The organism is Pseudoalteromonas sp. SWYJZ12 (assembly GCF_015864395.1).
In the GTDB taxonomy this organism is placed as follows: Bacteria; Pseudomonadota; Gammaproteobacteria; order Enterobacterales; family Alteromonadaceae; genus Pseudoalteromonas; species Pseudoalteromonas arctica.
Window position 1 is genome coordinate 45,588 of record NZ_JADYXH010000023.1, and the last position, 14,245, is coordinate 59,832.

The 14,245-nt window shown below is 38.0% G+C and carries 14 protein-coding genes; 12 read left to right on the forward strand and 2 right to left on the reverse strand.

The features are described 5' to 3' along the window. The first annotated feature begins 5 nt into the window (after positions 1-5). The 11 genes from ileS to I6F42_RS17885 all read left to right on the forward strand — a co-directional run bounded on the left by ileS (position 6) and on the right by I6F42_RS17885 (position 12,472). Complete coding sequence (gene ileS, locus I6F42_RS17835) at positions 6-2,834, forward strand: isoleucine--tRNA ligase (RefSeq protein ID WP_024589422.1); 2,829 nt, start codon at positions 6-8, stop codon at positions 2,832-2,834. Positions 2,835-2,846: 12 nt separating this feature from the next. Then, positions 2,847-3,347 (forward strand): signal peptidase II, encoded by a 501-nt coding sequence (gene lspA, locus I6F42_RS17840; RefSeq protein ID WP_197152952.1) that lies wholly within the window; start codon positions 2,847-2,849, stop codon positions 3,345-3,347. Then, entirely contained in the window at positions 3,344-3,784 is a 441-nt protein-coding gene (fkpB, locus tag I6F42_RS17845; RefSeq protein ID WP_002958231.1) for an FKBP-type peptidyl-prolyl cis-trans isomerase, read from the forward strand. Before lspA ends, fkpB begins: the two co-directional genes overlap by 4 nt. Beyond that, positions 3,784-4,713, forward strand: coding sequence for a 4-hydroxy-3-methylbut-2-enyl diphosphate reductase (gene ispH / locus I6F42_RS17850; protein WP_007581370.1), 930 nt, complete (start codon positions 3,784-3,786; stop codon positions 4,711-4,713). Before fkpB ends, ispH begins: the two co-directional genes overlap by 1 nt. 39 nt (positions 4,714-4,752) lie before the next feature. After that, the gene (locus tag I6F42_RS17855; RefSeq protein ID WP_010555108.1) at positions 4,753-5,787 is read left to right on the forward strand and encodes a sensor histidine kinase; all 1,035 of its coding nucleotides are present in this window, start codon (positions 4,753-4,755) and stop codon (positions 5,785-5,787) included. Further along, positions 5,784-6,485 carry a LytTR family DNA-binding domain-containing protein gene (locus I6F42_RS17860; protein ID WP_197152954.1) on the forward strand — a complete coding sequence of 234 codons (702 nt, stop codon included), beginning with the start codon at positions 5,784-5,786 and terminating at the stop codon, positions 6,483-6,485. The genes I6F42_RS17855 and I6F42_RS17860 overlap by 4 nt, the downstream gene beginning before the upstream one ends. Positions 6,486-6,668: 183 nt before the next feature. Beyond that, positions 6,669-7,235 (forward strand): type IV pilus modification protein PilV, encoded by a 567-nt coding sequence (pilV, locus tag I6F42_RS17865; protein ID WP_197152955.1) that lies wholly within the window; start codon positions 6,669-6,671, stop codon positions 7,233-7,235. Between the two features lies 1 nt (position 7,236). After that, positions 7,237-8,247, forward strand: coding sequence for a PilW family protein (locus I6F42_RS17870; RefSeq protein ID WP_197152956.1), 1,011 nt, complete (start codon positions 7,237-7,239; stop codon positions 8,245-8,247). Then, positions 8,235-8,765: a pilus assembly protein PilX gene (locus I6F42_RS17875; RefSeq protein WP_197152957.1), complete on the forward strand. Its 531-nt coding sequence runs from the start codon at positions 8,235-8,237 to the stop codon at positions 8,763-8,765. The genes I6F42_RS17870 and I6F42_RS17875 overlap by 13 nt, the downstream gene beginning before the upstream one ends. A 1-nt stretch (position 8,766) precedes the next feature. Next, positions 8,767-12,039: a PilC/PilY family type IV pilus protein gene (locus tag I6F42_RS17880; RefSeq protein WP_197152958.1), complete on the forward strand. Its 3,273-nt coding sequence runs from the start codon at positions 8,767-8,769 to the stop codon at positions 12,037-12,039. Between the two features lie 10 nt (positions 12,040-12,049). Next, positions 12,050-12,472 (forward strand): type IV pilin protein, encoded by a 423-nt coding sequence (locus I6F42_RS17885; RefSeq protein WP_010555102.1) that lies wholly within the window; start codon positions 12,050-12,052, stop codon positions 12,470-12,472. Position 12,473: 1 nt separating this feature from the next. On the opposite strand, the gene I6F42_RS17890 is transcribed toward I6F42_RS17885, so the two are convergent. Continuing rightward, positions 12,474-13,004, reverse strand: a complete 531-nt coding sequence (locus tag I6F42_RS17890) for a GspH/FimT family pseudopilin (protein WP_165726464.1) — start codon at positions 13,002-13,004, stop codon at positions 12,474-12,476. A gap of 79 nt (positions 13,005-13,083) precedes the next feature. Then, positions 13,084-13,635, reverse strand: a complete 552-nt coding sequence (locus tag I6F42_RS17895) for a GspH/FimT family pseudopilin (RefSeq protein ID WP_197152959.1) — start codon at positions 13,633-13,635, stop codon at positions 13,084-13,086. Positions 13,636-13,795: 160 nt separating this feature from the next. Here I6F42_RS17895 and glnB point away from each other — a divergent pair, with 160 nt between their 5' ends. After that, positions 13,796-14,134 (forward strand): nitrogen regulatory protein P-II, encoded by a 339-nt coding sequence (glnB, locus tag I6F42_RS17900; RefSeq protein ID WP_002962211.1) that lies wholly within the window; start codon positions 13,796-13,798, stop codon positions 14,132-14,134. Positions 14,135-14,245: the final 111 nt, after the last annotated feature.

Below are 14,245 nucleotides of genomic sequence, written 5' to 3' on the forward strand. Positions count from 1 at the left end.
GATAAATGAGCGACTATAAACATACTTTGAACTTACCGGAAACACCGTTTCCAATGCGTGGCAATTTGGCACAACGTGAACCAAAAATGCTTAAAGCATGGTATGAAGACGACCTGTACGGTCAAATTCGCAGCGCTAAGAAAGGTAAAAAGACCTTTATTTTGCATGACGGCCCTCCGTATGCAAATGGCGATATCCATTTAGGCCACTCAGTTAATAAAATATTAAAAGACATTATTGTTAAGTCTAAAACATTATCTGACTTTGATTCACCATTAGTCCCAGGTTGGGATTGTCATGGTTTACCAATCGAGTTAATGGTTGAGAAAAAAGTAGGCAAGCCGGGCGTAAAAGTAACCGCGAGCGAGTTTCGTGAAAAATGCCGTGCATACGCTAAAAAACAAGTTGAAGGTCAAAAAGTTGATTTTAAACGTTTAGGCGTATTTGCAGATTGGGATAAGCCTTACTTAACAATGAACTTTGACTTTGAAGCGAATGCAATTCGTGTACTTGGTCGTATTATTGAAAAAGGTCATTTGCATAAAGGTGCTAAGCCTGTGCATTGGTGTACAGATTGTGGTTCTGCATTAGCAGAAGCTGAAGTTGAATACCAAGATAAGCAATCACCAGCGATTGATGTACGTTTTACATTTGTTGATCAAGATGCTGTTGTAAGTGCATTTGATTTGGCTGATGGTCATAAAGGTGAAGGCAGTGTTGGTACTGTTATTTGGACAACAACACCGTGGACGCTTCCAGCAAACCGCGCAGTAGCTGTGCATGCCGATTTAGAATATGCATTGGTGCAGGTTGAAGATGAAGGCGTACAACAACGTCTAATTTTAGGCTCTGAGCTTGTTAAAGATGCAATGGACCGCTTTGGTTTTAATCACTTCCACGTATTAGGTTATGTAAAAGGTGCTGCACTTGAAAACTTACAAGTAGCCCATCCTTTTTATGATTTTAATGTACCCGTGATTGTTGCAGAACACGTAACGACTGACTCAGGTACCGGTGTTGTACATACAGCACCAGGGCATGGTCAAGAAGATTTCGTGGCGGGTTTAAATTACAACCTTGAAGTAGCTAACCCTGTTGGCGCTAATGGCGTTTATTTACCAGATACTGAACTTTTTGCAGGTCAGCATGTATTTAAAGCAAATGCGAGCGTAATTGAAGTATTAAAAGAGCACGGTGCATTAATGCATCATCATGCTATAACTCATAGTTACCCACATTGTTGGCGCCATAAAACACCGATTATTTTCCGTGCTACACCACAATGGTTTGTAAGTATGGATCAGGCTAACTTGCGTGAAGATTCTTTAAAAGAAATTAAAAACACGCAGTGGTTGCCAGAGTGGGGCGAAAGCCGTATTTCGAACATGGTTGAAAGCCGCCCAGATTGGTGTATATCTCGCCAACGTACTTGGGGTGTGCCAATTGCATTGTTTGCAGATAAAGATACCGGTGCACTTCATCCAAATACTCAAGAACTCATTGAGCAAGCTGCACAGCTAGTTGAAAAATCTGGTATTCAGGCATGGTACGATTTAGAACCAGCTACATTACTTGGTGAAGAAGATGCCAAGCAGTACATGAAAGTGCAAGATACGCTAGATGTATGGTTTGACTCAGGTGTTTCTCACGCATGTGTTGTAGACGCACGTGAAGACTTGGTTGGTCCAGCTGATTTATACCTTGAAGGTTCTGATCAACACCGTGGTTGGTTTATGTCATCAATGATGACATCAGTGGCTATTAATGGTCATGCGCCATACCGCCAAGTATTGACTCATGGTTTTACTGTTGATGAAAACGGCCGCAAGATGTCTAAGTCACTAGGTAATGTTATTTCACCACAAAATGTGATGAATAAACTAGGTGCCGACATTCTACGTTTATGGGTTGCCTCTACCGATTACACGGCAGAAATGACTGTGTCGGATGAAATATTTAAACGCTCTGCCGATCGCTACCGCCGTATTCGTAACACTAGCCGTTACTTGCTTGCTAACCTAAATGGTTTTGATCCAAAAACAGATCAAGTTGCTGTTGATGATATGGTTGAGCTTGATAAGTGGATTGTTGGTCGTGCTGCTCAGTTGCAAGACGAAATTTTAGCCGCATACGATAGCTACCAAATGCTATTAGTAACGCAAAAGCTAATGAACTTCTGTACGGGTGAGCTTGGTTCGTTCTATTTAGACGTCATTAAAGATCGTCAGTACACAGCTAAGAGTGACAGCCATGCACGTCGTTCTTGTCAAACAGCGCTTTATCATATTGCAGAAGCAATGACGCGTTGGATGGCACCTATTATGAGCTTTACCGCACAAGAAATTTGGGAAGCTTTACCAGGTGAGCGTAGTGACTACGTATTTACATCTGTTTGGTACGATGGCTTACAAGCGCCAACAAATAGCCAATTTAGTAACGATGACTGGTTAGAAATTCTAACAGTACGCGACGAAGTAAACCGCTTATTAGAAGCTGCACGTAAAGAAGAAGTCATTGGTGCAACGCTTCAAGCAACGGTTAATTTATTTACTGGTAAAGAGCTTGCCGCTAAATTAAATGCGCTTGGTGATGAACTGCGTTTTGTATTATTAACATCGGCCGTAAATGTTTCTGAAGTTGATAGTCAGCCAGCTGATACACAAGCTACCGAAATTGAAGGTTTATTCATTAGTGTTGCTGCAACAGATGCTGCTAAATGTGAGCGTTGTTGGCATTACAGCGAAGATGTAGGTGTTAACCCTGCTCATCCTGAAATTTGTGGTCGTTGTGTAAGTAATGTTGACGGCGAAGGCGAAAAGCGTCAATTCGCTTAGGAGTTATTCTTAGTGAGCAAACTAGCCAAAAAAAGTGGTTTAGTGTGGCTTTGGTTGAGTCTATTACTATTAGTAATAGACTTTGCCAGTAAAACACTTGTTGTAGGGACTATGGCTTATCAAGAGTCGATAAACTTACTCCCTGTTTTTAGTATTACTTATGTGCATAACTATGGTGCTGCTTATAGCTTTTTAAGTGAAGCGGGTGGTTGGCAGCGTTGGTTTTTAAGTGCGATTGCTATTGCTATTAGTGCTTTGCTTGTGTGGTGGCTAAAACGCTTACCTGCAACAAACAAAGTACTATGCGGTGCTTATGCACTGGTACTTGCAGGCGCTATTGGTAATTTATACGATCGTATTGCGTATGGTTATGTAATCGACTTTATTCACGTATTTTATAAAGACTCACATTTTCCTGTATTTAATATTGCTGATTGCGCTATTTGTATTGGCGCAGCATTATTGTTATTTGATGCCTTTACCGGCGAGAGTCCGAAGGAGCATAAAGCATGAGCCAAGCTGTAATTGGTGAAAACTCGCAAGTTATTTTCCATTTTTCTATTAAATTAGAAGATGGCTCTGCCGCCGATTCTACCAAGGTGCACAACAAACCTGCTAAATTAACAATGGGCGATGGCAGTTTAACGGCAAACTTCGAAAAGTGTTTATTAGGTTTAACTGCAGGCGAAAGTAAAACGTTTGAATTAGAACCTGAAGATGCGTTTGGTCAGCCAAATCCAGATAATATTTACTACGTTGACCGTAGTAAATTTGGCCCAGAAACACCAGCTAAGGTAGGTGCAATTATTGCGTTTACTCAACCAGACGGTACTGAGCTTCCTGGATTAGTTCGCGAAGTGCAAGGTGAGTCGGTAACGATTGATTTTAATCACCCTTTATCTGGCCAACGTTTAACGTTTGAAGTTGATATTATTGAGGTGGAAGGTTAATGGAAATATTACTAGCTAATCCACGCGGCTTTTGCGCTGGTGTTGACCGTGCTATTAGTATTGTTGAGCGCGCCCTAGATATTTTTGAAAAGCCAATTTATGTGCGCCACGAAGTAGTACATAACCGCTATGTGGTTGATGGATTAAAAAGTCGTGGTGCGGTATTTGTTGAAGAGCTTGATCAAGTACCTGACGACAGCATTGTTATTTTTAGTGCACATGGTGTTTCGCAAGCTGTTCGCAGCGAAGCTAAACGTCGTGATTTAAAAGTATTTGATGCAACGTGTCCGCTTGTAACTAAAGTACATATGGAAGTTACACGTGCGAGTCGTAAAGGTATTGAGTGTATTTTAATTGGACACCATGGCCACCCTGAAGTAGAGGGAACAATGGGACAATATGATAACTCAGCCGGTGGCATTTATCTTGTTGAAACCGTTGATGATGTTGTTGCGCTTAATGTAAAAAATGCTGAAAATCTTTTTTATTGCAGCCAAACAACACTCTCAGTTGATGACACAGCAGATGTTATTGATGCGCTACGCAATAAGTTTCCATCAATTGACGGACCTCGTAAAGATGACATTTGTTATGCAACGCAAAATCGTCAAGACGCTGTTCGTGACTTAGCTGATAAAGTTGATGTGCTATTAGTTGTTGGCGCTAAAAATAGCTCTAACTCTAATCGCTTACGTGAACTTGCAGATAAAATGGGCACAGTTGCTTATTTAATTGATGACGCAACTGATGTACAAGAGCAGTGGGTTTCAGGCTCTAAATCAGTTGGCGTAACTGCGGGAGCATCTGCGCCAGAAGTACTTGTACAACAAGTAATAAGCCGATTAAAAGAGCTAGGTGGCACACAGGTTGTTGAGAACCCAGGTGAAGTAGAAAATATAGTATTTGCTGTTCCTGTAGAGCTACGTTAATTTAAATATATTAAACATTTAGATTAAAGGAGAGTCGTTATGAGCAAGTCACTTCAAAATGATGGTTTGCTTTTTTCGGCTCTTTTTAATGAGCGAGGCGTATTAGCCACGCTTATTGTTTCTCAAGTTATTGCTATTGTTTTAGCTTTTGCACCTAATGTAGAAGGAGATATTTGGCTACGACTTGGGATCATTAGTTTGTTTATGCATTTAATTGTTTTAGTCGGTACCTCTTCTTTATACTTCTGTAGATTTTTCTTACAAAAACGTACTCAAACTTTTCAATTAAGTCTATTTTTTGCCTTTTTTTTATTATCTACCTGTATTTTTAGTATTTTATTTTCTCATTTTGCTTTTGATATAGATGATACAAATAACCTAATTTATTTCACACTTCGCAATTGTATTATAGTGGCTTTACTGGCGGCTTTATTCGTCCAATTTTTATTAATTCATTTTGAAAAAGAGCAGCAAACTAAAGCACTTTCTCGTGCAGAGCTTGATGCCTTACAAGCTAGAATACGCCCTCATTTTTTATATAATAGTTTAAACACTGCCGCAGAGCTTACTCATCATGACGCTGATGCAGCAGAGCAAGCCATTTTAGCACTAGCCGCTTTATCGCAGGCTGCAATGCACTCGGGGAAGAATGTATCTCTTGAAGATGAAATAACGCTGAGTAAACAATATATCGCACTTGAAACATGGCGTTTTGGTAACCGTTTAAGGGTTGATTGGCAAATCCCCAATGAGCTGCCAGCACTAAGTATTCCCTGCTTAACCCTGCAGCCATTAATTGAAAATGCCGTATGCCATGGCGTTGAAACAAGTGAGCATGGTGCTGAAATAAAAGTAGAGCTACATATCACTACCGGCTATATAACCATGATTGTTTCTAACCCTATAACAATTTCTAATGCTCAAACTAGGCCTAATAACGGAATGGCGCTTGAAAATATTCGCCAGCGATTAAATATTTATTATAAAAATAAAGCGCAGTTAACAATTACTAATAAAAATGATGTGTTTAGGGTCAAGGTCGTTATCCCTAAGCTAATTGAGGGCAGTGTATGAATGTACTCATTGTTGATGATGAACCTCTGGCGAGATCTCGCTTAATCCGTTTGTTAGCACATGATAAAAGTATAGTTGTGCAAGGTGAGGCAAGTAATGGTAATGAAGCCTTAGCACTTGCTAAAAAGCAAACGCCAGATTTGATTTTTTTAGATGTTGATATGCCCGGTATGAATGGTTTACAAGTTGCTAATGAACTTAATAGTTTAACCCTACCTCCTGCTGTTGTTTTTATAACTGCCCACCCTGAGCATGCCTTCGATGCTTTACAGTTAAGTGCTGCAGGTTATTTAGTTAAACCTATTACAGAGCAATCACTGCAGAAGGTACTTAAGCAAGTAGGCCGTTTAAATAAAGTACATATTCAAAAACAACAAAATGTAAAAGTATCTTATCAGTTAGCGGGTACTTTACGTAGTGTTGATATAAATGATGTTTTGTACTTTAGTGCAGAAGAAAAATATACCAAAATGATATTCTCAGGTGGAGAGGCTTTACTTGAACAAAGCTTAAAGCAATTAGAGCTGCAATATCCCGCATATGTTTTACGAATTCACCGCAATACTTTAGTGAATAAACAAAAAGTAATTGCTTTGCATTCAAAAGCGAATGGCAATCATATGATTGAGCTACAAGGGTGCAGTGAGTTATTGCCAGTGAGCCGCCGCGAGCTTAAATTAGTTAAAAATACGCTTTAGACTTATTTCGCAATTAAGTTGCCTCTGACTTAAATGCATTTACGCTTAATTACTACTGTTTTGTTGAATGAGCCGATTTAATTAACCGTTTATCAACAAATATAACCGCTTGTCTTAGTCCTCATTGATTCCTCAAATAAATAGCATAAACTTATAATCAGATAATTTTTATTTGGTTTTATTATGCAATCACCTCACGTAAAAGTGCAAAGAGGCTTCACTCTGATTGAAGTGCTAATTGCATTTATTATTCTTAGTTTTGGCCTTTTAGGTGCAGTTGCCTTGCAAGCAAAAGCAAAGCAGGCGAGCTTTGACTCTATGCAACGTGCTGCTGCAGTTGCACTTGGTAATGATATTGTGCAGCGTATCCGAGCCAACGATACCATTGCATCTATTGAAAAATATGGAAAGGCGAAAATAGATAGTAGCGGTGCACTTGCTACAACTAAGGCTTGTTTTGGAAGTCCCTGTAATTCATCAGCAATAGCGGATATGGATATAGTGCAATGGAAACGTGCCATTCAAGCTCGTGAAAATACAGGTACTTTAGATGATGCGACAATATGTATAAATCCAACATCAGTGGCAGATACTGGAGGAAAAGGGTTCAACATTGAAGTAATTATATCATGGCAAGGGCGACAAGAGTTTAAAGCAAATACAGATACAGGAAAAATCACCTGTGGTAATAAAACTAACAATAAACGCCGTTTAGTGGTTTTAACCAGTTATATATATGTGAGGAGTTAATATGAAGCAAAAAGGGTTTACTCTTGTTGAAGTTATGATTTCACTATTTATTGGCGGTTTAATTTTAGGTGGTGTCATGTTTACTTACCTTGGCATGAAATTAACTACAAAGGACACGATGACCATTGGTGAACTCCAAGAGTCAGGACGCTTAGCTATAAATATTATGCAACGTGATATTGAGCAAGTTGGATTTTGGGGAACTTATTACGATGACTCGTTCACTGCAGTAAATACAACCGTTTCTGCAACGACGATTACAGGTGATTGCTCAGAGGGGACTAATAACGGCAGCTTTCCAGATTTAACTAGTAGTAGTAATTTTCGCACTATTTATGCAAAAACTACTAAGAGCAAAGATAACCTGAATTGCATAAACGATGGCATTATTCCTGCTGATGATAAAGAGACCGATATTCTCCAACTTAAATTTTTACAAGGAGATTCCCAGTATAATGGTATTACAGGTACTAACAGTACAACCGATAACATAGATTATTTTATTGCCGAGCAAGAACAAGCAAGTTTTGTAACCGGTAAATATACTCCGACAAATATCAACGCAACTATTTGGCCATATAGTCACCATGTTTATTATATTTCAGAGCAAGAGTATGAAGTTAATAATAAAAAAATAAAAGTACCTGTATTAAAACGAAAACGATTAGTAAAAGGAAAAATGAACACTGAAACGATAATGGAAGGTGTTGAAAATATGCGTTTTCTTTTTGGTCTTGACACAAACAGTGATAGCAAGGTTGACACTTATAAAAGTGCTGCAGATATAACTGCTACAGAATGGGAAAACCGTAAAGGTATTTTAACCGTTCAACTTTTCTTATTAATTAGATCACTAGAACCCGATCCTGGTTTAAAAATAAAAAATAAAAAATACATACTTGGGGAAGGAGAGACTCCTAGGGAAATAAGTTTTGATGATAATTATAGGCGCACTGTTTTCACAACAACTATTCGTTTAAGTAATGTTGGAGGTAATCTATGGAAAATTTAAAGTTGTTACCAAGTAAGCAACAAGGTGTGGTGCTTTTAACCGCATTAATTATGGTGATAGCAGTTACCGGCATTGCAGTTACTCTTATGAGTAGTAGTACAATTGATATTAAAATTACTAATGCAGCGCAAGAACGAGAAGTTGCAGAAAATCAATTGATTGGCGAAGTGCAAAGAGTGATTGCGTCAGAAGCTAAAGAAGGTGCTGATAGTGACTTTTTTCTTACTCCAGATGAGATCGCTACAGATTCGGGTAAGCTTGATGGTGATGGTAATAAAATCACTATACCAGAAAAAGATATTACAGAGCCTGGACACGAAATGAAAAGTATAATGACGAACTTAAATAATGGTTTATTAGAACTTAATTGCCCTCGTAGTTATAGTTTTACAGCGGGTGTTTCATGCAACATGGTTCAAGTATCTACTACGATAGAATATGGCTCTAAAAGCAAGCACCAGTTAACTATTGTGACAGGTATAGCTCAAGAGATGGCCAGTACGGGTAAGGGAATTTAATATGAAATTTAAACTTTATATAACACTAGCTTTATTATTTACATCAGCAATTAATATGCATGCACACGCTGAGGATATTGAGCTTTACGTAAATAAAGATGCTAATTCAGATGAAAAACCGCGAGTACTATTAATTTTTGATACCTCTGGGAGTATGGCTTACTCTTCAAGTACAGGAAGTAGCAGCTGTTCTGGTTCATGTGTTAGTAGACTTAAAGCAGCTCAAGTAGCTATGAGCAAAGTAGTCAATGATAATAAGGACTCAATCGATTTCGGATTAATGCGTTTTAATGGTACCAAGGGGGGCTACGTATTAAATGGCATTGGTAGCCCTGCCTCTGATATTTATGCATCTATAGAATCACTTCCAGCTAGCGGTGGAACGCCTCTTGCTGAAACTTTATGGGAAGCGTATTTATATATTACAGGAAAAGAGTTGAACTATGCTCTTCTGGTAGATCGAGATAAAAGAGATGCAGGTATCGAATCTGCAATTGTTACCCAAGAAGAAGTTGAGCGTTGTGTCACTCAAAATAATGGGAATAATGGGAATAATGGAAAGAATGGGAATAATGGAAAGAATGGAAAGAATGGGAATAATGGAAAGAATGGAAAGAATAAAAAAGAAACATGTAATTTCGTTTTAGAAGATGTTGTTTCTAGTTACTCTTATATATCTCCTTTTTCTGATAGTGTAGCTGAAGCCAAGCGCTGTGATAACTCAGTAAATATAATTTATATGACTGATGGAGACCCATCTTCGGGAAGTGATAATGAGAGAGATTATGACATTAGCGTTGAGCATAATAAGTATTTTGGTAGTTATTTAACTAACGGTGATCGCTATTATAATAACATGCTGCATCAGCTTGCTAAAGTTATTCATGGAACAGGCGACACTATTGTTGATTTGTATCCATCTACTCCCGATATTAATGAAACAGGGCGTCTATATACCATCGGCTTTGGTTCTGGCATGACTGAAAAAGGTCAAAACTTATTAAAACTAGCCTCAACATTAGGTGGTGGTAAAAATTTACCTGCAACTACACCAGAAAAGCTTTCTGAAGCTTTAAATAATGCCGTAGCGGAAATTAGACAGGAAAATAGTACTTTTACAGCCCCTTCTGTTGCAAGCAATAATGTAGATCAAACACGTAGTCGAGATGCCATATACTTAGGTATGTTTTATCCTGAAAAGCATACTAGATGGCGTGGTAATCTAAAAAAACTGAAATTATCAGGTAACAAAGTTATTGATTCCAAAGATATAGAAGCGTTTGATAGTGATGGCCTTATAAAGACGAGTGCGCATACATTTTGGAGTCCTGATGGAACTTCCGATGGTAGCTCTGTAAAAGAGGGTGGAGTCAATGCAGCATTAATAAGCAGTGACAAAACTCGTAATATACTTACAAACGCAAATACTAATGCATTAATAGATTTTAATCTTGATAAGATTGAAGATGCCTATGACACTAATAAAAAAGCTGCTGTTGTTTTTGATGTAAATGAATCTGACTTAAAAAATACTATAGACTGGGCGCGTGGAGTTGATGTTGATAATGAATTTTCATCATCAGCAGTGCGCGGTGATATATTTGGTGATCCACTGCACTCAAAGCCAGTTGCAATAGATTATGGTAACGGTGACATTCGTATTCTAATTGGTACTAATGCTGGTTTTTTGCATATGTTTAAAGACGATGATACGAACAATAAAGTTAGTGAAAGTTGGGCATTTATCCCATCTGAACTATACAAAATTATTAAGCCGCTTCGAGAAAAAGAGAGTAGCAAAAAATACGGTATAGATGGGCCTATTAGCGTTTATTTCAACAATAAGAGCCTAAATGATAAAGGTTTAAATGATGGAACTATTAACGCAAATAAAGGCGACCAAGTCTGGGCTGCTGTAGGTATGCGCAGAGGCGGTCGTAATTATTATGGCTTAGATATTACAAAGCCAGACTCCCCAAGTTTAATGTGGACTATTAAAGGCGGCGAAGGGAAATATAAAAACCTTGGCCAAACGTGGTCTAAACCCCAAGTTGCTTATATAAAATCAAAAGGAAATACCCCCCTTTTAATATTTGGGGCAGGCTATGATGACAATAAAGATTCGAATGATGCCGATAAAGCTAATATAAAAACTAAAGACAAAGTTGGCCGCGGTATTTATATCGTTGATGCAAAAACAGGTGAGAAAGTTTGGATTTTAGCTCCTAAGGAAGATGCATCTAAGGATGCTCAGTTTAAGGGAGAATATAGTATTGCTGCTGATGTAACGTTATTGGATTCTAATTATGATGGCTATACTGACCGTATATATGCTGCAGATACCGGTGGAGGTATTTGGCGTATAGATATATCAGATGAAGGTGAATTTAGTCATTTTCAGTTAGCCGATCTTGGTAGTGATGTAGATAGACGCTTTTTTTACAAGCCCGTAGTGGCGAGAACTATGTTTAGTAAAGTAACTATAACCGATGATGGTGTAGTCACTCGATTAGATACACCTTATGATGCAATTGTGATTGGTAGTGGAAATCGTTCTAATCCTAATGGAGGAGGCACTGCTGATGAATTATTTATGATTAGAGATGAAAATACAGTTACTAAATTATTCGAATCTGCGCCTCAAACTATAACGCCCAGTATGTTAATGGGGATGAATAATGATAAATTTGGTAGTGCATTAGATGATGTAACTGAGTTTGTAAAATTAGAAGATGAACTTGCGAATGATTTTGTTGGGTGGCGTTATAAACTAGCTACTGGTGAAAAGTCATTAGCAGCAGCAACCGTTGTTGGTGGGGTTGCTTATTTTACATCTTTTACTCCTACATTGGATTCATCAATTAAAAATCAATGCTCATTAAGTGGAGGAGGGGGCTCTCTTTACGCATTTCATTTACACTACGGTACTAAAGTTTATGACGATCTGAAATTTGCTACAAGTACAGAGGTGCCAGATACGCCCCAACTTTATTTTGGTTCTTCATGTGCAGATAGTGATGATAACGGAAAATGCGATGATGATCCTGATGAGGAAGTAAAAAGTCAGTTTTATTTAATTGGTCCGGGCATCAAAGGTGAAAATGCTGAAAACCCGCTCCAACCACTTGAAATTACAGGCCCAGGATTAAAAGTTGTAGATGATAAGATACAACTTGTTAATGACAAAGCATTGGGGTTTGGGTTTAAAACACAACAAACATATATTTATAAGCGTGAAGAAAATGATGAAAACATACAGAATGAAGACGATTAAGGAGGTTTGAATGATAAAAAAACAACGTGGGTTTACCTTAATTGAGCTGATGATTGCCGTTGCTATCGTCGGCATACTTGCAGCAATTGCGTTGCCTAATTATACAGAATATGTAAAGCGTGCTTCGCGCGCTGAAGCTGCTGCAGCATTATTAGATGCAGCAAACAAGGAAGAGCAGTATTTTGTTGATAATAGGGAATATACAGAGAAATTTACTGATTTAGGGTTGCAAGACAAAACCGAAAATGGTCATTTTGAATTATCTATTGATGTAGATGATGTCGACAATACATTTACCATTACCGCAAAACCTGTGGCTGGGCCGGTCAAAGGTGATGGTGATTGTAAGCAAATTACAATTACTGATACTGGTTACAAAGGCGCTAAAGGTACTAAAGGTAATTCAGATGTAGAATATTGTTGGGGGCGTTAATCTACTTCTTCTGGCACTTATCAGTTGATTTAATACGGATACGTCCAGTTTGACTTACAGATAAAGCCAATCCTTCGAGATTGGCTTTATCACTATTGGGGCAATATATAAAAGTACCGTTTTGAAAGCCATTTAAAGACCCATCCGGGCGAAAAGTAATGGCGCTACGAGGGTATTCTAAAGTATCAGCTTCATGAACATCCTCGAAAGTACTTAAGAGTAACTCGTCATCATCTAGAGTCGTTGATTTATCTTTGTCGATAAATAGCGACATTTGGCCATCCCACTCATCCTTTGTACATTGACTGTTCTTTAGTGCACAAAGAGTGACATAGGTTCCATTTTCAATAGCGTAAAGTCGCCCGTAATTAATGTTTCTATGCAGAAGGTTTACGTGGTTATCTAAGCGATTATTTGCTAAAAAATCTGGATAAAACCACATTGAAAGTTGACTGATAATACTGATAACGGCCATCGATACCATTAATTCGAGAAGTGTTACCCCCTTAGATTTTAATATTGTTACCCTCATCCTTGAAGTCCTGAGTTATAAAATGTATTAGCTCAGTATAGTAAATGATAAAAATATGACAATATGAATTGTGTTTTTTTTAACCGCAGGTTTTGTCTGTATCGCCAACGTAAAAGGCTGTACCTGACTGTGATACGGTTAATGCTTTATTATTTTCATTAGTACCATTGGGACAAAAAATAAAGTCTCCAGGCTTCGTCGTAATTCTACCACTGGTATTAAAGCGTAAGCGGCGATCGTTACCATCAAACGACAGCTTATCGTTGTCTGATATTTCTTCCATTGCTCTTAGTAATGTATCAGAAGCGTTATTGTAGTTTCCATCATTATTAACATCGATAAATACAACAATAATCTTATTCTCATCCCACTTGGCGTTGCAGTTGAACGTATCTTGTTTGTTTTTAACTTTTCCTTGTCCTGTAGGACATACAACAACTATTTCATCGGTGCTTGCTGCTTGTGAGCGGGCATATGCAATGTTTCTTTTTAATTCCAACAAAAAGTTCTCAGCTCTATTTTCTTCTAACATGTTACTGCTATTCCAAAGTGCAATTGAGGCGATAATGCCAACAATAGCCACGGTTACCATGAGTTCTAAAAGAGTGAATCCGTTTTGTTTGTTTTTCATATTAATCTCATTTACTGCTAGTCATTTAAGTATCGCTATTTTTATACAATAAATTATACCATGATCGGTTGTTTTATCACCGTAATTCAATCGCTTTGTTTGCTATGAACATCATGATTGTCTAAAATCGAGGCAACTGGAGCTTTCAAAAGTAATTAATATGAAAAAAATAGAAGCAATTATCAAACCTTTTAAGTTAGACGATGTGCGTGAAGCGTTGTCGGATGTAGGTATTACAGGTATGACGGTAAGCGAAGTTAAAGGCTTTGGACGTCAAAAAGGTCACACTGAGTTATATCGTGGCGCAGAGTATATGGTTGATTTTTTACCTAAAGTAAAACTTGATATTGTATTGACTGATGAAGATGTAGACCGTGCAATTGAAGTTATTGTAAAAACGGCACAAACAGGAAAAATCGGTGACGGTAAAATATTTGTCACTGATGTTGAGCGTGTAATACGTATTCGTACTGCTGAGGAAGATGAAGAGGCGATTTAAGATTTTCTTCTACGCAGTAAAAAGGCGCTTACTAAGCTGTCTCTTATACACAAATCCCTGCTAAGAAATTAGCGGGGATTTTTTTGAACTAAATCTCAATGTCATGATCAG

Bases quoted from the DNA above. Each gene is read 5' to 3' on its own strand.
- ileS (WP_024589422.1), top strand. From the start codon at position 6: ATGAGCGACTATAAACATACTTTGAACTTACCGGAAACACCGTTTCCA.
- fkpB (WP_002958231.1), top strand. From the start codon at position 3,344: ATGAGCCAAGCTGTAATTGGTGAAAACTCGCAAGTTATTTTCCATTTT.
- ispH (WP_007581370.1), top strand. From the start codon at position 3,784: ATGGAAATATTACTAGCTAATCCACGCGGCTTTTGCGCTGGTGTTGAC.
- I6F42_RS17855 (WP_010555108.1), top strand. From the start codon at position 4,753: ATGAGCAAGTCACTTCAAAATGATGGTTTGCTTTTTTCGGCTCTTTTT.
- I6F42_RS17860 (WP_197152954.1), top strand. From the start codon at position 5,784: ATGAATGTACTCATTGTTGATGATGAACCTCTGGCGAGATCTCGCTTA.
- pilV (WP_197152955.1), top strand. From the start codon at position 6,669: ATGCAATCACCTCACGTAAAAGTGCAAAGAGGCTTCACTCTGATTGAA.
- I6F42_RS17870 (WP_197152956.1), top strand. From the start codon at position 7,237: ATGAAGCAAAAAGGGTTTACTCTTGTTGAAGTTATGATTTCACTATTT.
- I6F42_RS17875 (WP_197152957.1), top strand. From the start codon at position 8,235: ATGGAAAATTTAAAGTTGTTACCAAGTAAGCAACAAGGTGTGGTGCTT.
- I6F42_RS17880 (WP_197152958.1), top strand. From the start codon at position 8,767: ATGAAATTTAAACTTTATATAACACTAGCTTTATTATTTACATCAGCA.
- I6F42_RS17885 (WP_010555102.1), top strand. From the start codon at position 12,050: ATGATAAAAAAACAACGTGGGTTTACCTTAATTGAGCTGATGATTGCC.
- I6F42_RS17890 (WP_165726464.1), bottom strand. From the start codon at position 13,004: ATGAGGGTAACAATATTAAAATCTAAGGGGGTAACACTTCTCGAATTA.
- I6F42_RS17895 (WP_197152959.1), bottom strand. From the start codon at position 13,635: ATGAAAAACAAACAAAACGGATTCACTCTTTTAGAACTCATGGTAACC.
- glnB (WP_002962211.1), top strand. From the start codon at position 13,796: ATGAAAAAAATAGAAGCAATTATCAAACCTTTTAAGTTAGACGATGTG.